The sequence below is a fragment of the Actinoplanes sp. CA-131856 genome (genome assembly GCF_050956135.1).
Classification (GTDB): domain Bacteria; phylum Actinomycetota; class Actinomycetes; order Mycobacteriales; family Micromonosporaceae; genus Actinoplanes.
The window spans coordinates 10,110,999-10,135,389 of sequence record NZ_CP191849.1; the positions used below are offsets into that span (position 1 = coordinate 10,110,999).

Annotated in this window: 25 protein-coding genes; 9 read left to right on the forward strand and 16 right to left on the reverse strand. The window is 69.4% G+C overall.

The window, feature by feature from the left end; genetic code table 11:
• Window positions 1-5 precede the first annotated feature (5 nt).
• Window positions 6-872 carry a DUF3109 family protein gene (locus tag ACQP2X_RS46570; RefSeq protein WP_498692597.1) on the forward strand — a complete coding sequence of 289 codons (867 nt, stop codon included), beginning with the start codon at window positions 6-8 and terminating at the stop codon, window positions 870-872.
• On the opposite strand, the gene ACQP2X_RS46575 is transcribed toward ACQP2X_RS46570, so the two are convergent.
• Complete coding sequence (locus ACQP2X_RS46575) at window positions 869-1,552, reverse strand: response regulator (protein ID WP_097317745.1); 684 nt, start codon at window positions 1,550-1,552, stop codon at window positions 869-871. The genes ACQP2X_RS46570 and ACQP2X_RS46575 overlap by 4 nt on opposite strands.
• Before the next feature lie 31 nt (window positions 1,553-1,583).
• Entirely contained in the window at window positions 1,584-2,894 is a 1,311-nt protein-coding gene (locus ACQP2X_RS46580; RefSeq protein WP_498701280.1) for a sensor histidine kinase, read from the reverse strand.
• 223 nt (window positions 2,895-3,117) lie between these two features.
• Here ACQP2X_RS46580 and phoU point away from each other — a divergent pair, with 223 nt between their 5' ends.
• Window positions 3,118-3,771, forward strand: coding sequence for a phosphate signaling complex protein PhoU (gene phoU, locus ACQP2X_RS46585; protein ID WP_498692598.1), 654 nt, complete (start codon window positions 3,118-3,120; stop codon window positions 3,769-3,771).
• Between the two features lie 68 nt (window positions 3,772-3,839).
• On the opposite strand, the gene ACQP2X_RS46590 is transcribed toward phoU, so the two are convergent.
• Window positions 3,840-4,586, reverse strand: a complete 747-nt coding sequence (locus ACQP2X_RS46590; protein ID WP_498692600.1) for a phosphoglyceromutase — start codon at window positions 4,584-4,586, stop codon at window positions 3,840-3,842.
• 143 nt (window positions 4,587-4,729) lie between these two features.
• Here ACQP2X_RS46590 and ACQP2X_RS46595 point away from each other — a divergent pair, with 143 nt between their 5' ends.
• Both ACQP2X_RS46595 and ACQP2X_RS46600 read left to right on the forward strand, forming a co-directional pair.
• Window positions 4,730-6,247, forward strand: a complete 1,518-nt coding sequence (locus tag ACQP2X_RS46595; RefSeq protein ID WP_498692601.1) for an MDR family MFS transporter — start codon at window positions 4,730-4,732, stop codon at window positions 6,245-6,247.
• A gap of 77 nt (window positions 6,248-6,324) precedes the next feature.
• On the forward strand, window positions 6,325-7,653 hold the full coding sequence (locus ACQP2X_RS46600; RefSeq protein ID WP_498692603.1) for an MDR family MFS transporter: 1,329 nt from the start codon (window positions 6,325-6,327) through the stop codon (window positions 7,651-7,653).
• A gap of 538 nt (window positions 7,654-8,191) precedes the next feature.
• Here the strand turns inward: ACQP2X_RS46600 and ACQP2X_RS46605 are convergent.
• The 3 genes from ACQP2X_RS46605 to mshA all read right to left on the reverse strand — a co-directional run bounded on the left by ACQP2X_RS46605 (window position 8,192) and on the right by mshA (window position 10,753).
• Complete coding sequence (locus ACQP2X_RS46605) at window positions 8,192-8,935, reverse strand: hypothetical protein (RefSeq protein WP_498692605.1); 744 nt, start codon at window positions 8,933-8,935, stop codon at window positions 8,192-8,194.
• A 76-nt stretch (window positions 8,936-9,011) separates the two neighbouring features.
• Complete coding sequence (locus tag ACQP2X_RS46610) at window positions 9,012-9,491, reverse strand: type III secretion system chaperone family protein (protein ID WP_498692606.1); 480 nt, start codon at window positions 9,489-9,491, stop codon at window positions 9,012-9,014.
• On the reverse strand, window positions 9,485-10,753 hold the full coding sequence (gene mshA, locus ACQP2X_RS46615) for a D-inositol-3-phosphate glycosyltransferase (RefSeq protein ID WP_498692608.1): 1,269 nt from the start codon (window positions 10,751-10,753) through the stop codon (window positions 9,485-9,487). The genes ACQP2X_RS46610 and mshA overlap by 7 nt, the downstream gene beginning before the upstream one ends.
• A gap of 150 nt (window positions 10,754-10,903) precedes the next feature.
• On the opposite strand from mshA, the gene ACQP2X_RS46620 reads away from it, so the two are divergent.
• Together ACQP2X_RS46620 and ACQP2X_RS46625 are read left to right on the forward strand one after the other, a co-directional pair.
• Window positions 10,904-11,659 (forward strand): SDR family oxidoreductase, encoded by a 756-nt coding sequence (locus tag ACQP2X_RS46620; RefSeq protein WP_498692609.1) that lies wholly within the window; start codon window positions 10,904-10,906, stop codon window positions 11,657-11,659.
• Window positions 11,659-12,411 carry a class I SAM-dependent methyltransferase gene (locus ACQP2X_RS46625; RefSeq protein WP_498692610.1) on the forward strand — a complete coding sequence of 251 codons (753 nt, stop codon included), beginning with the start codon at window positions 11,659-11,661 and terminating at the stop codon, window positions 12,409-12,411. The genes ACQP2X_RS46620 and ACQP2X_RS46625 overlap by 1 nt, the downstream gene beginning before the upstream one ends.
• Window positions 12,412-12,593: 182 nt before the next feature.
• On the opposite strand, the gene ACQP2X_RS46630 is transcribed toward ACQP2X_RS46625, so the two are convergent.
• The gene (locus ACQP2X_RS46630) at window positions 12,594-12,980 is read right to left on the reverse strand and encodes a response regulator (protein WP_498692612.1); all 387 of its coding nucleotides are present in this window, start codon (window positions 12,978-12,980) and stop codon (window positions 12,594-12,596) included.
• A 71-nt stretch (window positions 12,981-13,051) separates the two neighbouring features.
• Window positions 13,052-13,948 (reverse strand): S8 family peptidase, encoded by an 897-nt coding sequence (locus ACQP2X_RS46635; RefSeq protein ID WP_498692614.1) that lies wholly within the window; start codon window positions 13,946-13,948, stop codon window positions 13,052-13,054.
• Between the two features lie 245 nt (window positions 13,949-14,193).
• On the opposite strand from ACQP2X_RS46635, the gene ACQP2X_RS46640 reads away from it, so the two are divergent.
• Window positions 14,194-14,406: a DUF7455 domain-containing protein gene (locus ACQP2X_RS46640; RefSeq protein ID WP_097317735.1), complete on the forward strand. Its 213-nt coding sequence runs from the start codon at window positions 14,194-14,196 to the stop codon at window positions 14,404-14,406.
• Window positions 14,407-14,463: 57 nt separating this feature from the next.
• Window positions 14,464-15,888 carry a sensor histidine kinase gene (locus tag ACQP2X_RS46645; RefSeq protein WP_498692615.1) on the forward strand — a complete coding sequence of 475 codons (1,425 nt, stop codon included), beginning with the start codon at window positions 14,464-14,466 and terminating at the stop codon, window positions 15,886-15,888.
• 11 nt (window positions 15,889-15,899) lie between these two features.
• Here ACQP2X_RS46645 and ACQP2X_RS46650 read toward each other — a convergent pair whose 3' ends face one another.
• The 8 genes from ACQP2X_RS46650 to ACQP2X_RS46685 all read right to left on the reverse strand — a co-directional run bounded on the left by ACQP2X_RS46650 (window position 15,900) and on the right by ACQP2X_RS46685 (window position 22,811).
• Window positions 15,900-16,679, reverse strand: a complete 780-nt coding sequence (locus tag ACQP2X_RS46650) for an SRPBCC family protein (protein WP_498692617.1) — start codon at window positions 16,677-16,679, stop codon at window positions 15,900-15,902.
• A gap of 82 nt (window positions 16,680-16,761) precedes the next feature.
• Complete coding sequence (locus tag ACQP2X_RS46655; RefSeq protein ID WP_498692618.1) at window positions 16,762-17,496, reverse strand: hydrolase; 735 nt, start codon at window positions 17,494-17,496, stop codon at window positions 16,762-16,764.
• A gap of 89 nt (window positions 17,497-17,585) precedes the next feature.
• A complete protein-coding gene (locus ACQP2X_RS46660; protein WP_498692619.1) occupies window positions 17,586-19,145 on the reverse strand; it encodes a methyl-accepting chemotaxis protein in 1,560 nt (519 codons plus the stop codon).
• 90 nt (window positions 19,146-19,235) lie between these two features.
• Window positions 19,236-19,442 (reverse strand): carbon storage regulator, encoded by a 207-nt coding sequence (locus ACQP2X_RS46665; RefSeq protein ID WP_498692621.1) that lies wholly within the window; start codon window positions 19,440-19,442, stop codon window positions 19,236-19,238.
• A 118-nt stretch (window positions 19,443-19,560) separates the two neighbouring features.
• A complete protein-coding gene (fliW, locus tag ACQP2X_RS46670; RefSeq protein ID WP_245922741.1) occupies window positions 19,561-19,959 on the reverse strand; it encodes a flagellar assembly protein FliW in 399 nt (132 codons plus the stop codon).
• Between the two features lie 41 nt (window positions 19,960-20,000).
• Window positions 20,001-20,900 (reverse strand): flagellar hook-associated protein FlgL, encoded by a 900-nt coding sequence (gene flgL, locus ACQP2X_RS46675; protein WP_498692622.1) that lies wholly within the window; start codon window positions 20,898-20,900, stop codon window positions 20,001-20,003.
• Window positions 20,901-20,916: 16 nt separating this feature from the next.
• On the reverse strand, window positions 20,917-22,326 hold the full coding sequence (gene flgK, locus ACQP2X_RS46680; protein WP_498692623.1) for a flagellar hook-associated protein FlgK: 1,410 nt from the start codon (window positions 22,324-22,326) through the stop codon (window positions 20,917-20,919).
• Window positions 22,326-22,811, reverse strand: coding sequence for a flagellar protein FlgN (locus ACQP2X_RS46685; RefSeq protein ID WP_498655668.1), 486 nt, complete (start codon window positions 22,809-22,811; stop codon window positions 22,326-22,328). Before ACQP2X_RS46685 ends, flgK begins: the two co-directional genes overlap by 1 nt.
• Before the next feature lie 269 nt (window positions 22,812-23,080).
• Here ACQP2X_RS46685 and ACQP2X_RS46690 point away from each other — a divergent pair, with 269 nt between their 5' ends.
• The gene (locus ACQP2X_RS46690) at window positions 23,081-24,325 is read left to right on the forward strand and encodes a flagellin N-terminal helical domain-containing protein (RefSeq protein ID WP_498692624.1); all 1,245 of its coding nucleotides are present in this window, start codon (window positions 23,081-23,083) and stop codon (window positions 24,323-24,325) included.
• Window positions 24,326-24,391: the final 66 nt, after the last annotated feature.

The following is a 24,391-nucleotide window of genomic DNA, read 5'->3' on the forward strand; positions in this document are numbered from 1 at the left end:
GCCTGGTGAGCCGCCGTCAACAGATCCGCATCGTCCTCGACGCTGCGGCAGCCGCCCGTGCCGCCGAGGTCGACCTCGATTTTCCTCGTGAGTGGATCGAGTTCCTCGACCCCGACGACGACAAGCACCTGGTCCGGGCCGACCTGACCTGGTTGCTGTCGCGATGGACGTGCGTGTTCGGTTCGGCCTGTCACGGCATCGTGGCCGGCCGCGCGCAGGACGGCTGCTGCTCGCACGGCGCGTTCTTCACCGACGCCGACGACGAGAACAGGGTGAAGGCGGCCGCGGCCAAGCTCACTCCGGAGAACTGGCAGCACTACCGGCGCGGCTTCAAGAACTACACCGAGATGGACACCATCGACGGGGCCAAGCCGGCCCGCCGCACGGCGATCCAGTCCGAGGACGGCCCGTGCGTCTTCCTCAACGACGCCGACTTCGCCGGTGGCGGCGGGTGCGCCCTGCACGCCCAGGCGCTGCGTGACGGCGTACATCCGCTGACCTATAAGCCGGACGTCTGCTGGCAACTGCCGGTGCGCCGGGAGCAGGACTGGATCAAACGCCCGGACGGCACCAAGGTGCTCCAGTCGACGCTGACCGAATTCGATCGGCGGGGGTGGGGACCGGGCGGTCACGACCTCGACTGGTGGTGCACCTCGTCGCCGGACGCCCACGTGGGCACCGAGCCGATGTACATCTCTTACGCACCGGAGCTGATCGCCCTGGTCGGCAAATCCGCGTACGACAAACTCGCCGAGCTTTGCGCCGACCGGCTGGCCAAGGGCCTGACCGCGGTGCACCCGGCCACGGTCAAAGCGGGGATGCCCAAGAAGCGCGGCGGACGTGAGCCCGCCGCGCCCCCGGAGTCGCTCTAGGGCTCGAACTTGTAGCCGAGGCCTCGCACCGTGACGATGTAGCGCGGGGCCGACGGCTCGGGCTCCACCTTGGAGCGCAGCCGCTTGACGTGGACGTCGAGGGTCTTGGTGTCACCGACGTAGTCGGCGCCCCAGACCCGGTCGATCAGCTGACCGCGGGTCAGCACCCGTCCGGCGTTGCGCAGCAGCAGCTCGAGCAGCTCGAACTCCTTCAGCGGAAGCTGGACGCCGCTGCCGTCGACGGTCACCACGTGACGCTCGACGTCCATCCGGACCGGGCCGGCGGCCAGCGTCGGGGTGGAGACCTCGGCCGCCTCGGTGCCCTGACGGCGCAGCACGGCGCGGATCCGGGCGACCAGCTCGCGCGGCGAGTACGGCTTGGTGACGTAGTCGTCGGCGCCGATCTCCAGGCCGACGACCTTGTCGATCTCGCTGTCCCGGGCGGTGACCATGATGATCGGGACGGCCGAGCGCTGACGCAGCTGACGGCAGACCTCGGTGCCGGACATCTCCGGAAGCATGAGGTCGAGCAGCACGATGTCGGCACCAGTCCGGTCGAACTGCGTCAGGGCGGAGGTTCCGGTCGGGGCGACCGAGACCTCGAAACCTTCCTTGCGCAGCATGTACGACAGGGCGTCGGAGAACGACTCCTCATCCTCGACCACGAGCACGCGGGCCAATGTGGTTCCTTCCATCTTCCGGCTCACAGGCTCAACGCCCGCTAGCACCGGACTCGATCTCAATTGCCGTCGGTAACGGCAAGGGGGCTTCCGGGGGACGCGCCGGTAGGCGCAGAGTGAACGTCGAGCCGTCGCCGAGGCTGCTGGTCACGTCGACCCGGCCGCCGTGGTTGGTGGCGATGTGCTTGACGATGGCCAGGCCGAGACCGGTGCCGCCGGTCGAGCGCGACCTGGCCTGATCGGCGCGGTAGAACCGCTCGAAGATCCGGTCGACGTCGTGCGGCGCGATGCCGATGCCCTGGTCGGCCACGTCGATCTCGACCCAGTCGTCGTCATGACGCAGAGTGAGCTCGACCTTCGTGTCGTCTCCGGAGTACGCGATCGCGTTCTCCACGAGGTTGGTCACCGCGGTCGCCACCTGACTGTCGCTGCCGTAAACGGTAGCGCCCTTGGGACCGGAGTAGACGACCTCGATGCTCTTGGCCGAGGCGGTGGTGCGGGTGCGGTCGATGACCTCGGCGATCACCCAGTCGACGGCCACCGGCTCGGGGGTGGGCAGCGGCTCGGCGCCCTGGAGCCGGGTCAGTTCGAGCAGCTCGTTGACCAGGCGTCCCATCCGGGCCGACTCGTGGTGGATCCGCTCGGCGAACCGGCGGGCCGCGAGCAGATCCTCGTTGGGCTCCTCGCCCTCGACGGCCTCGGCCGCCGGCACCTCGGTCGCGTCCAGCAGCGCCTCGGCCAGCAGCTGGAGCGCGCCGATGGGGGTCTTCAGCTCGTGACTCACGTTGGCCACGAAGTCACGCCGCACGCGGGCCAGCCGATGGGACTCGGTGACGTCGGCCGCCTCGACCGCCACGTGCGTCGAGTTCAGCGCCACCGCCCGCAGGTGCAGGCCGAGCGGCGCCTGGGCGGCTCCGGCACGGCCATGCGGAAGATCAAGTTCGACTTCCCGCCGTACGCCGGTACGCCGCACCTGGCCGGCCAGCGTGCGCAGGATCGGGTGGGCGGCGATGGTGCCCGGGGCGCCGCCGGAGCGGAGCAGGCCCATCGCCCGGGCGGCCGGGTTGACCAGCACCGGGTGATCCTCGGCGTCGAGGACCACCACGCCGACGCGCAGCGAGTCGAGGCTCTTGCGGCCGAGCCCCTTCATGCCGTGCTTGCCGGTGTGTTCCCATCCAACCGCCCCGCCCACCGCCCTTGAAAGGCCTGAAGACTCCTCTTCGCTGATGGCGCTTCCTCCCTCATCTTTCCGGGAGGCGGCGACGTCCGACCCGGGCGACCTACGGGCACGGGCTATGAAGATCCCCGCTGCCACGCCGACGGCCAGCGCGACGAGGGTCAGGAGAGTGCCGTACACCAGGTCCACGCTGCGATCGTAGGGTCATTGTTTACCTGGGCCCTAGCGGGATCCGGACAAACCGGGCGCGTGTCGAATAATGTTCACCACTGCGCCCAGCGTCGTTCATTGCCGTTCACGTGTCCGCTGCTGGGCACCCCTAGCCTGTACATCAACCAAGGTCGCGCCATGTTTCGGGGCGACCGCGAGCCCCTGGGGACGAGACAACATGCGCGAGGAGTTCCAGGCCGACCTCAACGAGGTCACCCGCCTGCTGGTGACCATGGCAGAAGGGGTGCGCACCGCGCTGCGGAACGCGACCACCGCGCTGCTGACCGCCGACCTCAAGGCCGCCGAGTCGGTCATCGAGCGCGACGTCGAGATCGACGCGATCTACAGCCAGGTCGAGACGAAGGTGGCCGACACCATCGCCCGCCAGGCCCCGGTCGCCTCCGACCTGCGGATGGTCATCACGGCCCTGCACATCTCGGCCGACATCGAGCGGATGGGCGACCTGGCCGAGCACGTGGCCAAGACCGCCATTCGCCGTCACCCGTCGCCGGCCGTCCCGGCCGAGCTGCGGCCGGTCTTCAAGCGGATGGCCGAGGTGGCCGACGAGATGGCCGGGGAGATCACCAAGCTCCTGGCCAACCCCGACGCCGAGGCGGCCCGCGCACTGGAGAGCGACGACGACAAGATCGACGAGCAGGAGCGCGAGCTCTTCCGCATCATGCTCGCCGACGACTGGCCGTACGGCGCCGAGACCGCCATCGACGGCGCCCTGCTGGGCCGCTTCTACGAGCGCTACGCCGACCACGCCGTGAACGTCGGCGCGCAGCTGGTCTACCTGATCACGGGAGAGCAGGTAGCCGACCAGAGCTGAGCTGTTCGCTCGCCTGGTTCGGGGCAGGGCCGGGACGCCACGGGGGCGTCCCGGCCCTTTGCTTTGTTCTAGCGTCCCTGGTTGGCGACCGCGGCCGCCGCTTCCTTGGCCGCCTCGGGGTCGAGGTAGGTGCCGCCGGCGGTGACCGGGCGCAGGTTGTCGTCCAGCTCGTAACGCAGCGGGATGCCGGTCGGGATGTTCAGCTTGGCGATCGCCTCGTCGGAGATGCCGTCGAGGTGCTTGACGATGGCGCGCAGCGAGTTGCCGTGCGCGGCGACCAGCACGGTCTTGCCGGCCCGCAGGTCCGGGACGATCTCGTCATACCAGTACGGCAGCGCGCGGACCAGCACGTCCTTGAGGCACTCGGCCTTGGGCAGCGCCTCCGGCGGCAGGAGCGCGTAGCGCGGGTCGTCGAACTGGGCGAACTCCGAGTCGGCCTCGATCGGCGGCGGCGGCACGTCGTAGGACCGGCGCCAGAGCATGAACTGCTCCTCGCCGTACGCCTCGAGGGTCTGCTTCTTGTCCTTGCCCTGGAGAGCGCCGTAGTGGCGCTCGTTGAGGCGCCAGGAACGCTTCACCGGGATCCAGTGGCGGTCGGCGATGTGCAGCGCGATCTCGCTGGTCCGGATGGCGCGGCGCAGGACGCTGGTGTGCACCACGTCCGGCAGCACGCCCTGCGCCTTGAGGAGCTCGCCGCCGCGGCGGGCCTCGTCCTCACCCTTGGCGTCGAGGTCGACGTCGACCCAGCCGGTGAAGAGGTTCTTGGCGTTCCACTCGCTGTTGCCGTGTCGCAGCAGCACCAAAGTCCCTGTCATGCGCTCCATCCTGCCGCAGGCGATTTCCCGGCGGGCGCGTACCCACCAGTGGCGACCACCACGTGGAAACGGAGTTGCGCGTACCCCTAGGTTGTAAGGGAGTGGAGCTTGATCACTACTTACTTCAACGATCGGGGTGCGGCGTGCAGCGCTGGTTCAGCCAGGCCATCGGTGGTCTCCCACGGCAGTTCTGGCTTCTCTGGACCGGCACGCTGATCAACCGCCTCGGCTCGTTCGTGGTGATCTTCCTGGCGATCTACCTGACCGCCGAACGCGGCTTCTCGCAAAGCCAGGCCGGTCTGGTCATCGGCCTGTACGGGGTGGGCGGCGCCCTCGGCACGACGGCCGGCGGGGTGCTGGCCGACCGCTGGGGCCGCCGGCCGACGATGCTGGTGGCCCAGTTCGGCGCGGCGGCGCTCATGCTCGCGCTGGGTTTCGCCCACGACTACGCCCAGATCCTGGCCACGACGTTCCTGCTCGGCTTCTTCAGCGAGGCGGTGCGCCCGGCGTTCTCGGCCATGATGGTCGACGTCGTGCCGGAGAAGGACCGCGTCCGGGCGTACTCGCTGAACTATTGGGCCATCAACCTCGGCTTCGCGCTGTCCTCGGTCGGGGCCGGGCTGGCGGCCAAGGCCGACTACCTGCTGCTGTTCGTCGTCGACGCGGCCAGCACCCTGATCACGGCGACGGTCTTCCTGCTGTTCGTGAAAGAGACAAGGCCGGCCCGTCCGGACGTACGGCGGCAGGCGAGCTCCGGGGGCCTCGGCACGGTCCTTCGTGACCGGATCTTCGTCGGTTACCTGCTGATCTCGCTGGGCGGCGTCGTCGTGATGATGCAGCACATGTCGACGCTGCCGATCGCGATGACCTCGGACGGCTTGTCGGCGGCGACGTACGGCGCGGTGATCGCCGTGAACGGCGTCCTGATCGTGCTGGGCCAGCTGTTCATCCCGAAGCTGATCGGCGGCCACGACAACGCGCGGGTGCTGGCGGTGGCCTCCCTGATCATCGGAGTGGGTTTCGGCCTGACCGCCTTCGCGGACGCGGCCTGGTTCTTCACCCTGACTGTGGTGATCTGGACCCTGGGCGAGATGCTCCAGTCCCCCTCGAACGCGGCCACGGTGGCCGGTTTGTCACCGGCCTCGCTGCGGGGCCGCTACCAGGGCTTGAGCTCCCTGTCATGGTCGGCCGGAACGGCGTTGGCCCCGATCCTGGGCGGCTTCACCCAGGAGCACCTGGGCGACGCGGCGCTCTGGCTGGGCTGCTTCGCCGTGTGCGCCCTGGTCGCCGTGGGCCACCTGCTGGCCGCCCCCAGCCGCCGCCGTCGCATCGCCGCGATATCCGAGCCTTTTGATGAGGGCGTCGCCACCCCGGCCCTCGCCGCGGCCTCCTCCAACTCGGCCTCTCCCGCCACAACGCCTTCCGCCACGCCTCTTTCCTCCCCGGCGCCGCTTTCCGCCACGCCCCCTTCCGCCGCGCCGCCTTCCGCCACGCCCCCGTCCGCCACGCCGCCGCTATCCGCCGCGCCCTCTTCCTCCGCCGCGCCCTCCGCCGCCTCCATCTCCGCGGCCGCCACCGTGGCGCTCGGGGCTCTGCCGCCGGCGGAGGCGGAGCCCGTGGCGGACATTCCGCCCGAGATCATCAATACCTCCGCCCGATAGGAAACCAGGAAGACAGAGCGGGTTTCGCGCGCTAGCCTCCGCATAGACTGTTAACAAGGTTTCCTAACGGGGGCGCGGTGCGCGGCTGGCTTCGGGACACGGCGGGCGGGCTCCCGGCGACCTACTGGTATCTCTGGACCGGCATCCTGATCAACCGCGTAGGCGGTTTCGCGGTCCTGTTCCTCTCGCTCTACCTGACCGCCCAGCGCGGCGCCGGCACCGCACAGGCCGGCCTGATCGTCGGCACGTACGGTATCGGCGGCATCCTGGGCACCCTGGCCGGCGGCGTCCTCACCGACCGATGGGGCCGCCGCCGCACCTTGCTGCTGTCCCACTTCATCGTGGCGGCGACGCTGGCCGGCCTGGCCTTCAGCCCCGACCTCCGCGTGATCGCCGCCTTGTGCCTGCTGCTGGGCCTCTTTCAGTCGATGCCCCAGCCGGCCTTCGTGGCGGCGATCATCGACGTGGTCCCCGTCGAACGCCGCTCCCGAGCCTTCAACCTCCAGTTCTGGGCCTTCAACCTGGGCATGGCCCTGGCTTCCCTGATCGCCGGCGTGCTGGCCACCTGGAGCTACGTGGGCCTCTTCCTGATCGACGCCGCCTCCACTTTGGCCACGGCCCTGCTGATCGCCTGGAAGATCCCCGAAACCCTCCCGCGCCACCGCCCGGCCCCCGCCTCCGCCGACATCCCAGCCGCCGATGCCGTCGACATCCCAGCCGCCTACGCCGCCGGCAGCTCGTCACGTCCCTCCCCGCCTCGGCCCTCGAAGCCCGAGCGCGGCCGGCCCCGCGGCCTGGGCGTGGTGCTGACCGACCGGATCTTCCTGGCCTTCGTGGGCTTGACCGTGCTCCAGGCGCTGATCTACACGCAGGCCAGCACGATCGTTCCCTTGGCGATGCAGGACGACCATCTCAGCCCGTCGGCCTACGGCGTGGTCGTGTCGTTGGGCGCGGCGTTGATCGTGGTCGGGCAGCTCTTCGTGCCGCGGGTCATCGACGGCCACCGCAAACACCGCGTGCTCGCCGCGGCCCTCCTGATCAACGGCATCGGCTTCGCCGTGCTGGCCCTGGCCGAACAGCTGCCGCTCTACCTGCTGGCGGCGGTGATCTGGACGATCGGCGGCATGCTCGCCGCCCCACCCAACGCCGAGATCAACTCGGAACTGGCCCCTTTGGAGCTGCGAGGCCGCTACCAGGCAGTCTTCTTCCTGGCCTTCCCCGCCGCGTCCTTCTTGGCCCCCGCGTTGGGCGGCGCCGGCCTGCAGTACCTGGGCGACGCCCACTGGCTGATAGTCGGTGCCCTGGGCGTCGCGGCCGCGGCCCTGCACTTGGCGGCAGGCCCCGCCCGCGAACGCCGCGTAGCCGCCATCCGCTCCCGAACCGCCCAGACAGTGACCACTCCATAGCCAACCCTGGCCCGGATTCCGAGCCTCGCGCCTGTGGAGGGGAAAGCACCGGAAGCCGACCGAGAGCAGCTCAGGAGGCGGGTCAAGAGCCAGCCGGAGGCCCATGAAGACGCCGGGCCGACGCACACGGACAAGCCCGCGCGACATCGCCCCGAGCGGCATGAGCGGACGCCAGGCAGCGGCGCGCGTCACGACGTACGAGCGGAAGGTTTGTCGAGAGCTGTTGCACCGGCGGCGGCGGACGACGCCCATCCCCATAGGCGTCGCCCGCACTAACCGCCGGTCTCGGGTCGCGCCGTCCCCCAACGGCATATGCCACCCGTCCCCAAACGCCGGCCGCGGTGACCGTCTCCGGTCAACCAGTTCCCCGAACTAACGGTCCGGCGTCCATTGATTACGCTAGTTGGGCCGGTCAAGCCTTACAAGCCACTTGGCTGTCTGCCATCTGTCTGGACCGTCACAGTCACCGACTTTTGGCCGATCGGCGGATGACCAATCACACATAAGTCCTGCTGACCGGCCCAATGTGGGCGGCCCGTCACTCGTCCGGGTTCTCCAGCTGGAAGAAGTTGCTGCGCTTGCCGCTCGTCAGCCGCTGCTGGTAGATGAAGTTCAGCCGGCGCTTGTCGAAGGCCTCGAACCACTCCGCCCAGCTGACCTCGACGAGCCGGTCGGACTCGTCGTATCCGGGGAAGTCGAAGCGCAGCACGCCCAGGTGACCGTCGTGCTGGGTGCCGGCGACCGTGGACGGGACCGCCTTGCGCGCCTTCGCCCACTGGCGGATCACCTCGTGGTCGGTCGTGACCAGGGAGCGGCCGAGGCGTTCGGGCTTGTCGGCGGTCGAGGTGATCTCCTGGGAGTACTTCAGGGACTTCGAGGCCTTCTTACCCGTGCGCTTGCCGGCGCCGCCGCTCTTGGTGAGGGTCTTGATGAGCTTCTTCACGAGCTCGGGCTTCTTCAGGTCACCGGTTCCGCTGACGCCGTGTGCGGACAGGCGGGCCCGCAACTGAGGCACCTTGAGCCGGGCGATCTCGCTCTCGTCGACGCCCGGTGTGTTCGGGGTGTCGTTGTGTCTGGTCGGGTTCTTGCCGGCGTCACGGCGAGCGGCCTTGACCATCTTCTTGACGAGTTCCGGCTTCTTCAGGTCGTCGGTGTTCTTGACGCCGCGGCTCTTCAGCTCGCGGCGCAGGTCGGCGGCCTTCATCCGGGCGATCTTGCTTTCGCTGACGTCCGGGGTGTTCGGAGTGTCGTTTCGGCCCTTGGCGGTCTTCGTGGCAGCCACGCCGGTTCACCTCGCTATTCCATCGGCGTTGTCCGATCGTTGTTCTCAGTACCCGGACAATTCGCGCCGACACACACTAGGCGGGTGGAGCGAGGTGTTTGAACGCCTGGAGGTTCGCCAGGGACTCGCCCCGCTTGACGCGCCACTCCCACTCGCGGCGGATCGACGAGCCGAAGCCGATCTCCAGCATCGTGTCGAATGACTCGTCCGAATAGGTCAGTACCGAGCCCAGCAGCCTGTCCAGTTCGTCCTCGTCCAGGCCTTTCAGCGAGACCCGGCCCGTGAGGTAGACGTCGCCCACCGCGTCGATGGAGAACGCCACCCCGTACATCCGGGCGTTGCGGCGCAGCATCCACGCCCACAACTCCTCGTGCCGCTCGTCGGGCCGGCGCATCACGAACGCCTCGACGCGCAGCGAATGCTCGCCGACGATCAGGTTGCACGCCGTCTTCAGCTTGTGGGTGCCGGGCAGGGTGACCACATAGGAGCCGGGGCCTGTGGTGTCCCACTCGAGCTCCCGCTCGGCCAGCGCCTTCTCGATCAACTCGGTCACCATGCGTAAGCCTCCAGGCGTTGTCTGATCAGCTCGCGGTGCTCGGTCACCGCCTCACGGTAGACCCGGAGCAGGCCTTCCGCCGTACGGTCCCAGGAGAAGTCGGCCGCGTGCGCGACAGCGCCCGCCGACAGCAGTTGGCGACGTCGCGGAGCGTCGAGCAGGTCGTCGAGGACGCGGGCCCAGGCCGCCGGGTCGTGCCCGTCGACCAGCACTCCGCTCACTCCGTCGCGGACCGCCGTCACCAGGCCGCCGACCGCGGCCGCGACCACCGGTGTGCCGCAGGCCTGCGCTTCCAGGGCGACCAGACCAAAGGATTCGTTGTACGACGGCACGGCCACCACGTCGGCGCTGCGGTAGAGCGCGGCCAGCCCGTCGCCGTTCTGCGGGGGAAGGAACCGCACCGACGCGCTGACGCCGAGCGAGGCCGCCAACTCGATGAGCGAGGTCGGCCGGTCGAGGCCGCTGCCGCTGGGCCCGCCGCAGATCACGACGGTCACGTCCTTGGTGCGCATCGCGGCCAGGGCGGCGATCAGCACGTCGGGTGCCTTGAGCGGCTGGATGCGCCCCACGAAGGCGATGACCTTGCCGTCGGCCGGCAGCCCGAAGCGGGCCCGGTCGGACGGACCGGGGCGGAAGCGCTCGAGGTCGACGCCGGGCTGCACCACAGCGGTGCGGGCCGGGTCGGCGTCGTAGTAGGCGACCAGGTCGCGGGCCTCGAAGCGGGTGTTGGCGACGAGCCGGTCGGACTCGGCGATCACCTGCTCCTCGCCGATCACGCGGGCCCGCGGCTCGGGCCGGTCGCCGGCCGCTATCAGCCTGTTCTTGACCTTGGCCAGGGTGTGCGCGGTGTGCACGTGGGGCACGCCCCAGCGTTCCCGGGCGAGCCAGCCGACCTGGCCGGAGAGCCAGTAGTGGGAGTGGATGAGGTCGTAGTGGCCCGGCGGGCGGGCCGCCTCGGCCCGCAGCACCCCGTTCGCGAAGGCGCACAGCTGGGCCGGCAGCTCTTCCTTCTCGAGGCCTTCGTACGGGCCGGCGGTGATGTGCCGGACGAGCACGCCGGGCGCCATCTCGACGCAGGGCGGCAGGTCACCGCGGGTGGCGCGGGTGAAGATCTCCACTTCGACGCCGCGCCGGGCGAGGCGCTTGGCGACCTCGACGATGTACACGTTCATGCCGCCCGCGTCGCCGGTGCCCGGCTGTTCGAGGGGGGACGTGTGCACGGAGAGGGTGGCAATGCGCCGGGGGGTCGGCCATTCTGCCACGGTTTATCCTCCATTGTCCGGCATATCAGCGGGGATTGGTGCGCAATGATTAATCTTCCCCGTCCTTCGGAGCCGAACCACTACGCAACCCTCTCGGGGTGACCCATCTCATCGGGACGGATGCGGGACGGGTCAGGGAAGGATGGGGGCATGCAGAACATCGCAGTGGTCACTGGCGCGTCCAGCGGCATCGGCGCGGCGACGGCCCGCCGCCTCGCCACCGAGGGCTTCCACGTCGTGGCGGCGGCCCGCCGCGCCGACCGCCTGGACGAGCTGGTCAAGGAGATCGGGCCGGCCGCGACGGCGGTCGCGTGCGACGTCACGTCCGACGAGTCGGTGTCGGCCCTGGCCGACGCCGTGACCGGCCTCGGCGGCCCGGTCACGCTGCTGGTCAACAACGCCGGCGGCGCCGCCGGCCTCGATCCGGTCGAGTCGGGGTCGGTCGGCGACTGGCAGTGGATGTACGACGTGAACGTCCTGGGCTCGCTGCGGATGACCAAGGCCCTGCTGCCGGCCCTGGAGGCGAGCGGAGCGGGCACGATCGTGACGGTCGGCTCGACCGCGGCCTTCACGGTCTACGAGGGCGGCGGCGGGTACACGGCGGCCAAGCACGCCCAGACGGCGCTGGTCGGGACGTTGCGGCTGGAACTGTCGGGCAAGCCGGTCCGGATCATCGAGGTCGACCCGGGCATGGTCCGTACGGACGAGTTCTCGCTCAAGCGCTTCGGCGGCGACCAGGCCAAGGCGGACGCGGTCTACCAGGGCGTCAAGGAGCCGCTGACGGCCGACGACATCGCCGACATCATCGCCTTCGCCGCGACCCGTCCCCACCACGTCAACCTCGACCGCATCGTCGTGCGGCCGATCGCCCAGGCCGCTCAGCACAAGGTCTACCGGGAGAAATAGTGAAGCCGGTCGGCGAGATCACGCGGGGGACGACGAATCCCAACCGGCTGCGTCGCGTCGACAACTTCATCGCGTTCCGCTGCGGCGCGCTGCTGCGCGACGCGCCGCGGCCCCTGGTCATCGACCTGGGTTACGGCGCCACCCCGGTCACGGCGGTGGAGTTGCGGGGCCGCCTGGCGGCGGCGGTCCGTCCGGATGTCGCGGTGGTGGGTCTGGAGATCGATCCCGTACGGGTGGAGGCCGCTCAGCCGTACGCGGATCCCCCGCTGCTCGACTTCCGGCGCGGCGGTTTCGAGCTGGCCGGCCTGCGCCCGGTCGTGGTGCGGGCCTTCAACGTGCTGCGGCAGTACGCCGAGGAGGAGGTCGGCGCCGCCTGGCGGCAGATGACCGCGACCGGAGCCATGCTGATCGAGGGCACCTGCGACGAGCTGGGCCGCATCGCCACCTGGGCCGTGATCGAGGACGGGGCGCCGAGCACGCTGACGCTTTCGGCCCGGCTGTCCGATCTGGATCATCCGGCCACCTTCGCCGAGCGGCTGCCCAAGGCGCTGATCCACCACAACGTTCCCGGCGAGCCGGTGCACGAGCTGCTGCGCGCTCTCGGCCGGGCCTGGGAGACCGAGGCCACCCCGTTCGGGCCGCGCCAGCGCTGGATCGCCACCGTCCGCCGGATGCGTGACGAGGGCTGGCCGGTCGGGGACGGTCCCGCCCGGTGGCGCCTGGGCGAGCTCACCCTGCCCTGGCCCGGGTGAGAAAAAGGCCGGGCCGGTCCTCCGCAGCGGACCGGCCCGACCCCAGGGGGTGAATAACGTCTGCCCTCAGAGTCGGGCGCGGCGGGTGCGGGCGTGGTCTCGGCCCGGTTGCCGATCGGGAGCGCACACGAAAAAGGCGCCGCCGTCAGGGGACGGCGGCGCCTTTTCGGGGACGGGACTTCTCAGAGCACGGAGCGCAACGTCTCCACCAGTGCCTCGCTGCTGAAGGGCTTCTTCACCAGCAGGGCGTCCTCGGCGATCAGGCCGTCGGCGACGGCGATCTCCTTGGGCAGCCCGGAGATGTAGACGACGCGCATCTCCGGGCGCAACTCGGTGGCCGAGCGGGACAGCTCGCCGCCGGAGACGCCGGGCAGCCCGAGATCGGTGATCAGGATGTCGATGTCGCCGGGATGCTGACGGCAGGCCTCGATGGCCTGCGTCGAGTCGCCGGCGATCAGGGTGTCGAAGCCACGCCGTTCCAGCATGCGCCGCATGATGTCGCGCAGGTCCTCCTCGTCGTCGACGACCAGGACGGTGGGTCGCGTATCGGTTTCGGGCGCCTGCGCCATGGGTCCTCCTGTGACTGACGAACCGGGCCGAAACCTCACGCTATCCGCGCGAGGTTGCACGAAAGGCCCTTTCAGCGACTGAGGTAACCCGTGTAAAGCATCCGGTTGGGTGAGCCCTTGCCCGGATTGCGGATCGAGCCCGTCCCGGCCTGCGCCACCAGCTCGTCACGGACCTGCGCCGGCGTGTACGAGGGGTGGGCGGCGAGCACGAGAGCGGCCGCCCCGGCCACGTGCGGCGCCGCCATCGAGGTGCCGCTCATCAGCTTGAGGGCGGTGTTCGACGCGGTCGAGGCGCCCTCGATCCGGACACCGGGGGCGAAGATGTCGACACAGGACCCGTAGTTCGAGGACGACCATCGGGTGTCGTTCTGGTCGGTGGCGCCCACGGTGATCGCCGCAGGGGTGCGCGCCGGAGACTGCGTACAGGAATCGCGGTTGTCGTTGCCCGCCGCGACGACGACGGTGATCCCCTTGGCCACGGCCCGGTCGACCGCGTCGTCGAGCGCCTTGCTGGTGGTGCCGCCGAGGCTGAGGTTGGCCACCGCCGGGCGGGCGGTCTGCTTGGCGACCCAGTCGATGCCCGCGATGATCTGCTTGTAGGACCCGTTGCCCTTGCAGTCGAGCACGCGCACGCCGACCAGCTTCACGTCCTCGGCGACGCCGTGGGTGGCGCCGCCGATGGTGCTGGCCACGTGGGTACCGTGACCGTTGCAGTCGCCGGCGGCCCCGTATCCGTCGCGCGCCCGCCCACCGAACTCCTTGTGGGTGGTGCGGATGCCGGTGTCGATCACGTAGACGGTGACGCCGGCGCCGGTGGGCGCGGCGTACGACGACGAGAGCGGCAGCGCGCGCTGGTCGATCCGGTCGAGGCCCCAGGTGGCGGTGGTCTTCGGTGCGGCTGCGGCTGCTCCCGGAACAGCGCAGGCGAGCGCGACGGCGGCGCCGGTCAGCATCGTGGCGATGCGCAAAGGTTCGTCCTCTCAGTTGCGTCGGCCACTTCCCCGGGGGTGGAAGGCATGCCGGTGGGCGTCTGAGGGAAAGGGTGCGGTGGGTCGCGAGGCGCTCCGGGATCCGCAAGGTTGCACGTGGGTTGCAACGGCCCCGGAGCGGTGCGTCACCCCAGGAAGATCGAAGAGAACAGCTAAAGCCGTGCGGCGGAGGACCGATCTACCCGGAGTACCGCTACACACCGCCACCGAGCAAGGAGAGCGATATGTCCAGCCTGCTGTCGCCCGAGATCGTCACCGTCGATTCGCTGACCGACCGCTGCGACCGTTGCAGCGCGGCCGCCCGTCTGACGGTCACCCTGACCAGCGGCGGCGAGTTGGCCTTCTGCGGGCACCACGCGAACCGTCACCACGAGGACATCAGCCGGGTGGGCGAGCGGATCACGCTCGAGCAGGGCTTCGAGTGGGCGGGGAAGTAACCGCTTAATGCTCTTTCGCCGCGATATGCTCGTTTCCTCATATCTTGAGGGGATCGGGTGCAGAGTGCGGCGCACGACGTGGGCAGGCTGTCCCGGCTGACCGCCGGGTGTGCCGGTGTCGCGGTCGCCGTCTTCGGCGCCGCGGCGCTGCTCATGTCCCTTCGAGGTGCTCCGCCGGAAGGCCTGCTGGCCGATCCGGCGGCCGCGCTCGTCCCGGCCGGACTGGGCCTGCTGCTTCAGGTCCTCCCGGTGTCACACCGGATCGCCGGCCGGGTCGTGCACGGCGTCGCCCACCTTCTGATGATCTTCGCCGCCGCCATCGGCGCGCTCGGCGTCGCCGGACATCCCGGCCCGGCCATCGCCACCCTCGTGGCGGTGGCCGCTCTCGTTCTGCTGGGCCATCTCATCCGTACGCTGCACGGCGCCGAACGACAGCAACAACGGCTCGTCGGCGAGCTCGAGGACCGCGAGAAGTTCGCGGCCACGCTGCTCCAGTCGATGAACGAGGCCGTGATGGTGATGGACGCCAACCACCGGGTCATCGACGTGAACCGGCGCTGGCGCGAGCTCACCGGGCACGGCGCCGACGAGCCGGTCCGGCTCGATCCCCCGCCCCTGCCGCCGGCCGGCGGCGACTGGCTCCTTCCGCGGGTCGACGGGAGCACGGTCCCGGTGCTGGCCACGGTCGCGCCCGTCCCCGACGAGCGGGGCGACCCGCGGGCGTACGTGGCCACCTATGTCGACATCGCCGACCGCAAGCGGGCCGAGGAGACCCTCAGCGAGCACGCGGCCGAGCTGGAGCGCGGCAACGCCATGCTGCGTGAGGCGAACACCCGGCTGGAGGCGGCGCTCACCTTCAAGAACGATCTGACCTCGATGCTCACCCACGACGTGGCCCAGCCGATCAGTTCGATCGCCAGCCTGGCCGAGCTGCTGCGCGCCGACTGGGACGACCTGCCCGACGACATCCGGCTCGAGCTCGCCACGAAGATCGACAAGAACACGCAGCGGCTGATCAAGATGATGAACGATCTCCAGCTGCTGTTCCGGCTCGACATGGGCTCGGTCACCGCGCGGCGGGCGCCGGTGCCGCTGCGCGAGGTGGCCGAGGCGGTGGCCGCGGCCACCGCGGGCGACATCCGCGTCCAGGTCGAGAATGATCTGTCGGCCCTGGCCGACCGGGGACACGTCACGGCCGTACTCCAGAACCTGGTCAACAACGCGGTCGCCTACGGGTCGCCGCCGATCGAGGTGAGCGCCGGGCGGCACGGCGACACGGTGGAGCTGGCCGTGCGGGACAACGGGCCGGGCATCGCCGACGAACTGCTGCCCAACCTGTTCGGGCGGTTCATGCGCGGGGCCGGCCTGGGTCTGTTCATCGTCCGGCACCTGGTCGAGGCGAACGGCGGCTCGGTCCGCTACGAGCAGGCCACGCCGCAGGGGGCGAAGATCGTCGTCACCTTCGAGCTCGCCCCCGTCTGACCGTCCGGGCCCTACCGCCCGTGGGCGCTGCCCCGGTCCTCCTCGTTGATCATGCCGTCGCCCCAGGTGTCCTTCTGCGGGGTGCGCCCGCCCATCGGTGCGGTGCCGGCGGCGCCGCTGATCGGCCCGCTCCCGGCGATCCGGCGGCCCGGAGGAAGCACGTCGTCGAGGTCGCGGGCGCTGCGGATGCCGGGCGCCGAGGTGATGTCCACATTGGTGCCGGTGTTGGCCGGGAGACCGCCGTGGTGCGGGAGGTCGATGGTGCTGGCGTTGCTGCGCTCGGCCGCGCTCGTCCCCCAGCCGGCGCCGGGGTGCGGCGGCCGGTTGCGGGCCCGGGCGGCGACGGCGGCCGGCGACGGCGCGAGGCGCTTCGTGCTGACGCCGCCTTCGACCATGCCCTTGAAGGCGGTCAGGTCGTCCTTGAGCCGGCGGGTGAGCGACTGCTGACCGTGCCGGTCGTTCGGCATGAGGAAGGCGATGTCGGCCTCGAGCTGGGCCACCACCTGCGTCTTCATCTCACCCAGGGGCCGCAGCGTGAGGGTCTCGGCCAGCAGCGGCCCCTCCATGGTCGACCACGAGACGCGCTCGTCCACGCGGCGCTCGGTGATCTGGGCGTCGAACTCGCGCGTCTTGCCCTCGACATCCATGATCCAGTGGGTCTGGTCGCCGCCGATCGCGGTGACCTCACGGACGCCACTCATGAACCGTGGGTAGTTCTCGAACGCGGCGAGTTGCTCGTACACCGTGTGCAACGGTGCACTCACCTCGATGGCCTGCTGAACCATACTCATCGCATCTCTCCCATGCCTGCGGGTACCGACTGTCGGCATGACTGAGAGTACGTATGTGATAACTGAGTGAAGTCGGTTTCGATCAGACCCGGCGGACGTACTGCCAGCGCCCGACCTCGGCCGCGTACCGGGCGTCACTCGCGGGCACCATCGCCACCTCCGCCGCACGCAGCATGGCCACGATCCGGCCCGACGGGCTGCGCCAGGCCTCGCTGATCTCGACCAGGGTGCCGGTCTCACGGCAGGCCGCGGCCAGCGCGGCGACTAGGTCGGCGGAGAGCACGGCGTCGTCCAGGCCGACGTCGGTGAGCAGGCGCAACGGGCGGGCGAGCTGGGTCGGCGCGTATCGGCAGGCCCGGCGCAGGCCGAGGACGGTGGTGATCACCAGCTGTTCGGCGACCTGCTCGGCGGTCATCTCACCGGTGGCGATCAGGGCCCGTACGTCCCGGGGCCCGAGCACGCCGCGCTCCAGCGGCAGACCGGAGACGGCCACCGAGACCGCCTCGACGTGACCGAGATCGGCCGGCATGGCCAGCCAGCCGTCGGGGCGCACGACCTCGATCTCGGCGGCCACGCGCAGGGTCAGATCGGTGCGGCGGCGGGCCCGGGAGATCGCGTCCGCGTACGCCGGCAGCCAGGTGCTGTCCGGGCCGACCTGGTCGGCGAAGGTGACGGCGGTGAGGCCGGCCTGATCGGCCGCGGAGACGATCACGCCGACGCTGTCCCGCCCGGCCGAGAAGCCGGTGTGCACATGCGCGTCCGTCGTCAGATCCAGCGCGTCGACGGCGCTGACGACTGATTCCCGCTCTGCGGTCACGTTCTCTCCTGGCTGGTCGGGCTTTCCCTATGACCAAGAGAGTGCGGTAGCGGTGTTGTCAACCCCGGTGTGTGGCCGGTGCGGCTCGGTTAGAGCCGGAATGTTCCGACCAGGTCGCGCAGCTCGTCGGCGGTGCGCGAGACGTCGCCCGAGGCCTGCCGGGTCTGCTCGACACCGCGCACCGACTCGGCGCTGGCCGCCGACACGTCCGAGATGTTGGTCGCGATGCGCGCCGAGCCGTTGGCCACCTCGGCGATGCTGCGGCTCATCTCACCGGTGGTCGCGGTCTGCTCCTCGACGGCCGAGGCGATCGTCGTCTGGAACTCGTTGATCTGCGCGATCACCTCGGAGATCCGCGAGATGACCTCGACCGCGCCGCTGGTGTCCTGCTGGATCGCGGCGACGCGGCTGCCGATGTCCTCGGTCGCCCGCGCGGTCTCCTGAGCCAGGTCCTTGACCTCGCTGGCGACCACGGCGAAGCCCTTGCCGGCCTCGCCGGCCCGGGCCGCCTCGATGGTCGCGTTGAGAGCGAGCAGGTTGGTCTGCTCGGCGATCGAGGTGATCAGCTTGATGACGTTGCCGATCTCGGCCGAGGAGTCGCCGAGCTGGCGCACGGTGTCGGTGGCGCGGGCCGCCTCGGAGACCGCGACCGAGGCGATCTGGGCCGACTCGCTGGTGTTGCGGGAGATCTCGCGGATGGCCAGCCCCATCTGCTCGGAGCCGGCGGCGACCGACTGCACGTTGCGGGCGATCTCCTCGGCCTCGGCCGAGGCCGCCGCGGACTGCCGGTCGGTGTTCTCGGCCGCCTCGGAGATGCGCACCGCCACCACCGAGAGCTGACCCGCGGCCTCGGCCAGGGCGTCGGCGTCACGGCCGATGGTGGCCATGGACGTACGCATCGACTCGAGCGCCCCGTCGAGCCCGGAGGCCATGCGGCCGAGCTCGTCGCGGCTCGTGATGTTGCTCCGCCCGGTCAGATCGCCACGGGAGAGCGACTCGATGACCGCGCCCAGCGTGCGCACCGGCACCAGAATCGAGCGGGCGAGCGGGATGGCCAGCGCCACCAGCAGGATCAGCCCGACCAGGGCGACGACGATCGAGAGTGTACGGATGCGGTTGACCGTCTTCGTCATGTCGGCCTGCTCGGCGTCGACTGCGGCCGTCACCTGATCGACGAGCGCGCCCAGCTCGTCGTCGGTCTTGTTGTTGCGCTCCGAGATCTCGCCGAGGCGGGAGGTCACCGAGCTCTTGTCGGCCTTCGCCGCGGTGGTGAACTCGGTGATGAAGGCGCTGAAGTCGACGAAGTCCGGCCGGTCGTCGGCGAACGTGGCCGCCATCTCGCTCGGCAGGTTCGCGGCCACCACGGCGTCGGCCGCCTCGGTCGACGACTGCACGTCGTCGAGGACGTCCTGCGTGACGTCCTGCCCCAGGGCCGAGCGGTAGGCGTCCACCTTGAGCTCGCTCTGCCGGGTGTCCAGATGATTCAGTGCGGCCTGGCCCTGTTGGAGGCGGGCCACCAGATCCGCCTGGTCGGCGAGTTTGCCCTGCCCGACCAGCGAGATCGTGGCGAGGGCGGCCAGCATGACGGCTCCGACCACGACGATCAGAGTGAGCCGCTTGGCGATCCCGAGGTGGGCGAGTCGCGACATCGCATCTCCCTTGGCAACTGTTCTGCACCCGCCCGGAGACGCCGCCGGCAACCTGGTTCGCGCACTCTGAGAGTGCGCGAACGCCACGATTCAGGCCGGTGTGTCCGGCGACTGCAGCAACTTCGAGACCGCTTGCACCTCGTCCTCGGTGGGCGAGGCGGCCTCCTGATTGGCCGCACGCAGTTCCCGGTACACCTCTTCGCGATGCACCTGCACGTCACGCGGAGCCTGGATGCCCAGCCGGATCACATCGCCGCGCGCCTCGAGCACAGTGATGATGACGTCGTCGCCGATCATCACGCTCTCCCCGGCGCGCCGGGTCAGTACGAGCATCGTCGGTGCCCTCCTCCATCCGTGGACGGACAGCATCGCGAGACGGCGCGGTCGCGGGGACCGCGACCGCGCCCGAGACGGTTCAGTAGGCCCGGTTCATGATCGCGCGGACCGGGAGACCGGAGCCGCTGAGCACGACCTGCATCGCCCGCATGCTGTCCCGGTCGACCACGATCGGCGCCAGCAGGTTCGCCGTGGTCTCGTTCTGGCCGGCCGTGATGACGGTCAGCAGGAGCAGGCGGTCCGGGTCCTTGCTGTTCAGGGCCGCGAAGACCTCCTTCTCGATCTCCGGCGCGTAGTCCGGGAAGAAGGGCTCCGGCGGCGCCACGAGGAACCGCAGCTCCGGGTCCTCGATGGACGTGAACGCGTAGAGCAGACCGTCGTCGTTCAGCCGCACCAGGACGAACTCCCGGTGAGCCGGGAAGCCCGGCATGGGTACCGCCATGGTGATGGTCGGCAGGCCCATTGACGCGTCGGTCATGGAGGCCTCAATCGGTCGGTACGCGGTGCGAGTACTCATGGTCACCTCAGGAAATCGATGAGCGAGGGCTGGATCACCTTGGCCGAGGCGGCCAGGGCGGCCTGATACGAGGTCTGCTGGATCTGCAATTCCATGATCGCCTTGGGCAGGTCGACATCCTCGATATCGGACAGCTGCGACGTCACGGACAGCAGATGGTCGTCTGCTGACTGCTTCATCTGCGTAATCCGATTATATCGGGCGCCAACGTCCGAAAGGGTGGACTTTAGTAAATCGTGGGCCGAATCGAGTCGACCCAGCGCATCGTCCAGCGCCTCGTGATCGTTGTCGTCCAATGCCTTGGAAATGTCACTCAGCACCGTGAAGAGCTGAGTGTCGCTGTCGTTGGCGCCGAACGCGTCGACACCGTTGGACTCGATGCGGACGCGGGCGTTCGGGCCGACCGTGCGGGTGGTCTCGGCGGTGTTGCCGACGTACTTGCCGGTGTCGTCGAACGCCACGTCGCCCGGTGTGGTGCCGCCGAAGACCGGCCGGCCCATGTATTTGGTGTTGGCCTCGCCGATCAGCGACTGCCGGATGTTGTCGATCTCGTACTTCAGCGCCGAACGGGCGCCGTCGTCACCGGAGGCCGCGTTGAGGCCCTGCACGGTCAGATCGCGTACCCGGATGATCTGACTGGAGGCGGCGCCCAGCTTGTCCTGGACCGTGCCCAGCCAGCCCACGGCGTCGTCCGCGTTGCGCGTGTACTGCTGTGTCGCGCGCAGCTCGCCGCGCAACTGCAACGAGGTGACGGTGCCGGTCGGCGAATCGGACGGTTTGCTGAGCAGCTTCCCGCTGGAGATCTGCGCTTGCAGTTTCTGCCCACGGGCAGAGCTGCGTTGCAGGTCGCCGAGCATCCGGTTGGCCATGCCACCGTCGGTGACCCGGCTCGGAATAGTCATGCCGCACCCCTCACCATCAGCGGCCGACCAGGCCGGTCCGGTTGATCAGCTGGTCGAGCATCGAGTCGATGGTGGTCAGCACCCGGGAGGCGGCCTCGTAACCCCGCTGGAAGGTCAGCAGGTTGGTCATCTCCTCGTCGATGTTGACGCCCGACTCGGCCTGGCGCGCCGTGTCCACCTGCTCGGTGACCGCGTCCTGGATGTCGCTGCGCCGCGCGGACGCCTGCGAGGCCACACCGAGCTTGCCGATCATGCTCTGGTAGGTCGCGTCCGGTCCGTCCGGAGAGGTGCCCATCTCCGACAGCGAGTCGGCCACACCGTGGTCGATGGCGGCCTTCTCGGGGTCGATGTCCTTGGGGTTGCCGGCCGAGAACGCCACCTTGTCGGCGGTGGTGACCAACATCTTGATCTCGCCGGCGGTGGTGCCCTCGAACATGGCCGTGCCCTCGTCGCCGTTGACGTCGTACCCGGCCGTGACCGCGTCGTTGACGGTCTTGGCGAGCGCGGCCGCCACGTCGTCGAGCTGGCCCGAGACGGTGGGGATGATGTTGTTCATGGTGTCGAACATCGCGCCCATCTGACCACCGGTGGTCACCGGCGCGTCGGTGTCCGTCCACTTGAGAGCGACCTGGTTGTCCTCGGTCCACGCCGCGAGCGACGGCGGTCCGGTCAGCTCCACTGCGCGTGTGGTGAAATCGCTGACCAGCGGAGCCGTACCCAGATAGACGTTGATCGCGCCGTTGGTCTTGCTCTGCGTCGTCGCGCCGGTCAGCTCGGACAACTGCATGATCTGCGTGTCCCGCTGGTCCATCAGCTCGTTCGCCTCGAGGCCGGCCGCGTGCGCCACCACGATCTGCTGGTTCATGTCGGCGATCCGCGACGACAGGTTGTTGACCTGGCTGACGAACGCCTCGGCCTGGCTGCGGTTCGCGGTGAACTGGTTGTCCAGCGACGCGTGGGTGTCGTTCAGGGTGGTCACCACGGTCTGGCTGCGCTCGATCAGCGCGGTCCGGGTCGACGGGTCCTGCCAGTTGTTGGCGACGTCGTTCCAGGCGTCCCACATGTCGTGCATGCGGGCCTGGAGCGCGGTGTCGCTCGGCTCGGCCAGCACGCTTTCGATCTGCTCGTACGACGCCTTCTGTGTCGCCATGAACGAGGAGTTGGCGTGCTCGGTGCGGCCGCGCTGCTCCAGATATTCGTTGCGCCCACGCTCGACCGACGAGACGGTGACGCCGTTGCCGACCTGGGTGGTCGTCGCGTAGACGCCCGGGTTCAGGCTGCCGGTCTGCGACTGCATGCGGACCTTCTGCCGCGTGTAGCCCTCGGTGTTGGCGTTGGCGACGTTCTGGCCGGAGATGTCCAGGCCGCGGCGCTGCGCGTAGAGCGAGGTGAGCGCCGTGTTCAAACCGCCGAAGGAACTAGCCATCAGATTGCCTCATCAACCAGGCTGGAGCGGCGGACGCCGCCCGAAACGGTCTGCCCCTGCGGTCCGTACGTTTCCACAGTTTCGGCGAACGCGAGCATGGTTTCGCGGGCCGCGCGCTGACCGGCTGTGAGCAGGTCGCGGTTCACGTCGGCGAGGGCGCTGATCTCGGAGGTCAGCAGCAGGAAGGCCTTGCGGTGCTGGTGCAGCAGGTCGCCCCAGGGTTCGGGGGCGGCGTCGGCGAGCTCGCCGAGCGAGGCCTCGGCCGGCAGGCCCAGCTCGACGGCGCAGTCCTGGGCGTAGGCGGCCCGGATGACTTCGGTCTGGCGGATCTGGTCGAGGACCACCTCGACCTCGCGGGTGGCGTGGCTCAGCCAGCGCGAGCGCCCGGTGGCGAGGAGCAGCTGCTCCTCCTCAAGCTTGAACAACAGCATCTCGAGCAGCTCACGTGACCGCCACAGGACGCTGGCCAGGTCGGTCAGACTCACCCCTGGACCTCCGTCTCGCCTCGGGTCGGGCACGTCCCCACTGACGAGCCCGCTCATTCGGACAGGTCGGCACGTCCCCCACTCCGCTGAGGGATTTCCCCCGAATCGGCCCATTTACGGGTTCGCCGCCTTATCTCCGGGTTCGCCGGAAAAGAGCGAAGAAATCTCGCACACTGCTTCATGAACCGTCGGCGTCGCGCCGAACGGAACGGCGTACGCCTCGGCTCCAAGGACGGGCCGGCAAGAGACCCCTCAGGGAGGAACTACTCATGGGTCTTCGTATCAACCAGAACATCGCCGCGCAGAACGCCTACCGGAACCTGTCGGTCACCGACAGCCAGATGTCGAAGTCGCTGGAGAAGCTCTCCAGTGGTTTCCGGATCAACCGGGCGGCGGACGACGCGGCCGGCCTCTCGATCTCCGAGGGCCTGCGCTCGCAGATCGGCGGTCTCAAGGTCGCCGTCCGCAACACCCAGGACGGCGTCAGCGTCGCGCAGACCGCTGAGGGTGCGCTGAACGAGGTCACCTCGATCCTTCAGCGTATGCGTGACCTCTCCGTGCAGACGGCGAACTCGGGTGCCACCGACTCCGAGGCGGCCAAGGCGTCGAACAAGGAGATGCAGCAGCTGAACGCCGAGCTCGACCGCATCGGCGAGACCACCGCGTTCGGCAAGTCGAAGCTGCTCGGCGGCGCCTTCGGCTCCACGGAGACGAGTAAGGACTCGGTTCCGCAGAAGGACGAGGACGTTCTTACCGCCGTCAAGGCGACCGGTGTCGACTTCAACATCACGTCGATCGCCGGCAAGAAGACCCTGGACCCGGCCGACCCCGAGACCGAGCTGCCGATCAACGTCAAGATCGAAGCGGCCGACTTCGCCGACGCCACGACGGCCCAGGACGTCGCGTCGATCGTCAACGACAAGTTGCAGACCGCGCTGAAGGCGGCCGGCTACCAGGGCACCGAGGTGTCCATGTCGGCCCGCACCAAGATGGCCGACGACGGCAACAACACCGGCACCAACGTCGCCACCTCGACCTTCTCGCTCGGCTCGGCCTCGGCCGGGCTCGAGGTCGACGCGATCACGGACCTGGGCATCACCGCCGACCGGGACAAGGTCGAGGGCGGCAACAGCGGCAAGTTCCAGGTCGGCGCCAACCGCACCGAGAGCATCAACATCAACATCGGCGCGGTCGACTCCGAGACGCTCGGCACCGGCGCTCTGGACCTCACCAAGGACCCGGACGCCGCGATCGACGTGCTGGACAAGGCGATCCAGTCGGTCTCCGACAGCCGGGCCTCGCTCGGTGCGGTCCAGAACCGCTTCGAGCACACCATCAACAACCTGAACGTGGCGGTGGAGAACCTGTCCGCGTCGGAGTCGCGTATCCGTGACACCGACATGGCGCAGGAGATGGTCTCCTTCACCCGTTCGCAGATCCTCACCCAGGCCGGCACGTCGATGCTGTCGCAGGCCAACCAGTCGGCGCAGAACGTTCTCTCGCTGCTGCGCTAACCGAATTGCCACCGCCGGGAGCTGAATCTTCCGGCCGGGTGACCGAATAGGTGGGGGAGACGGCGG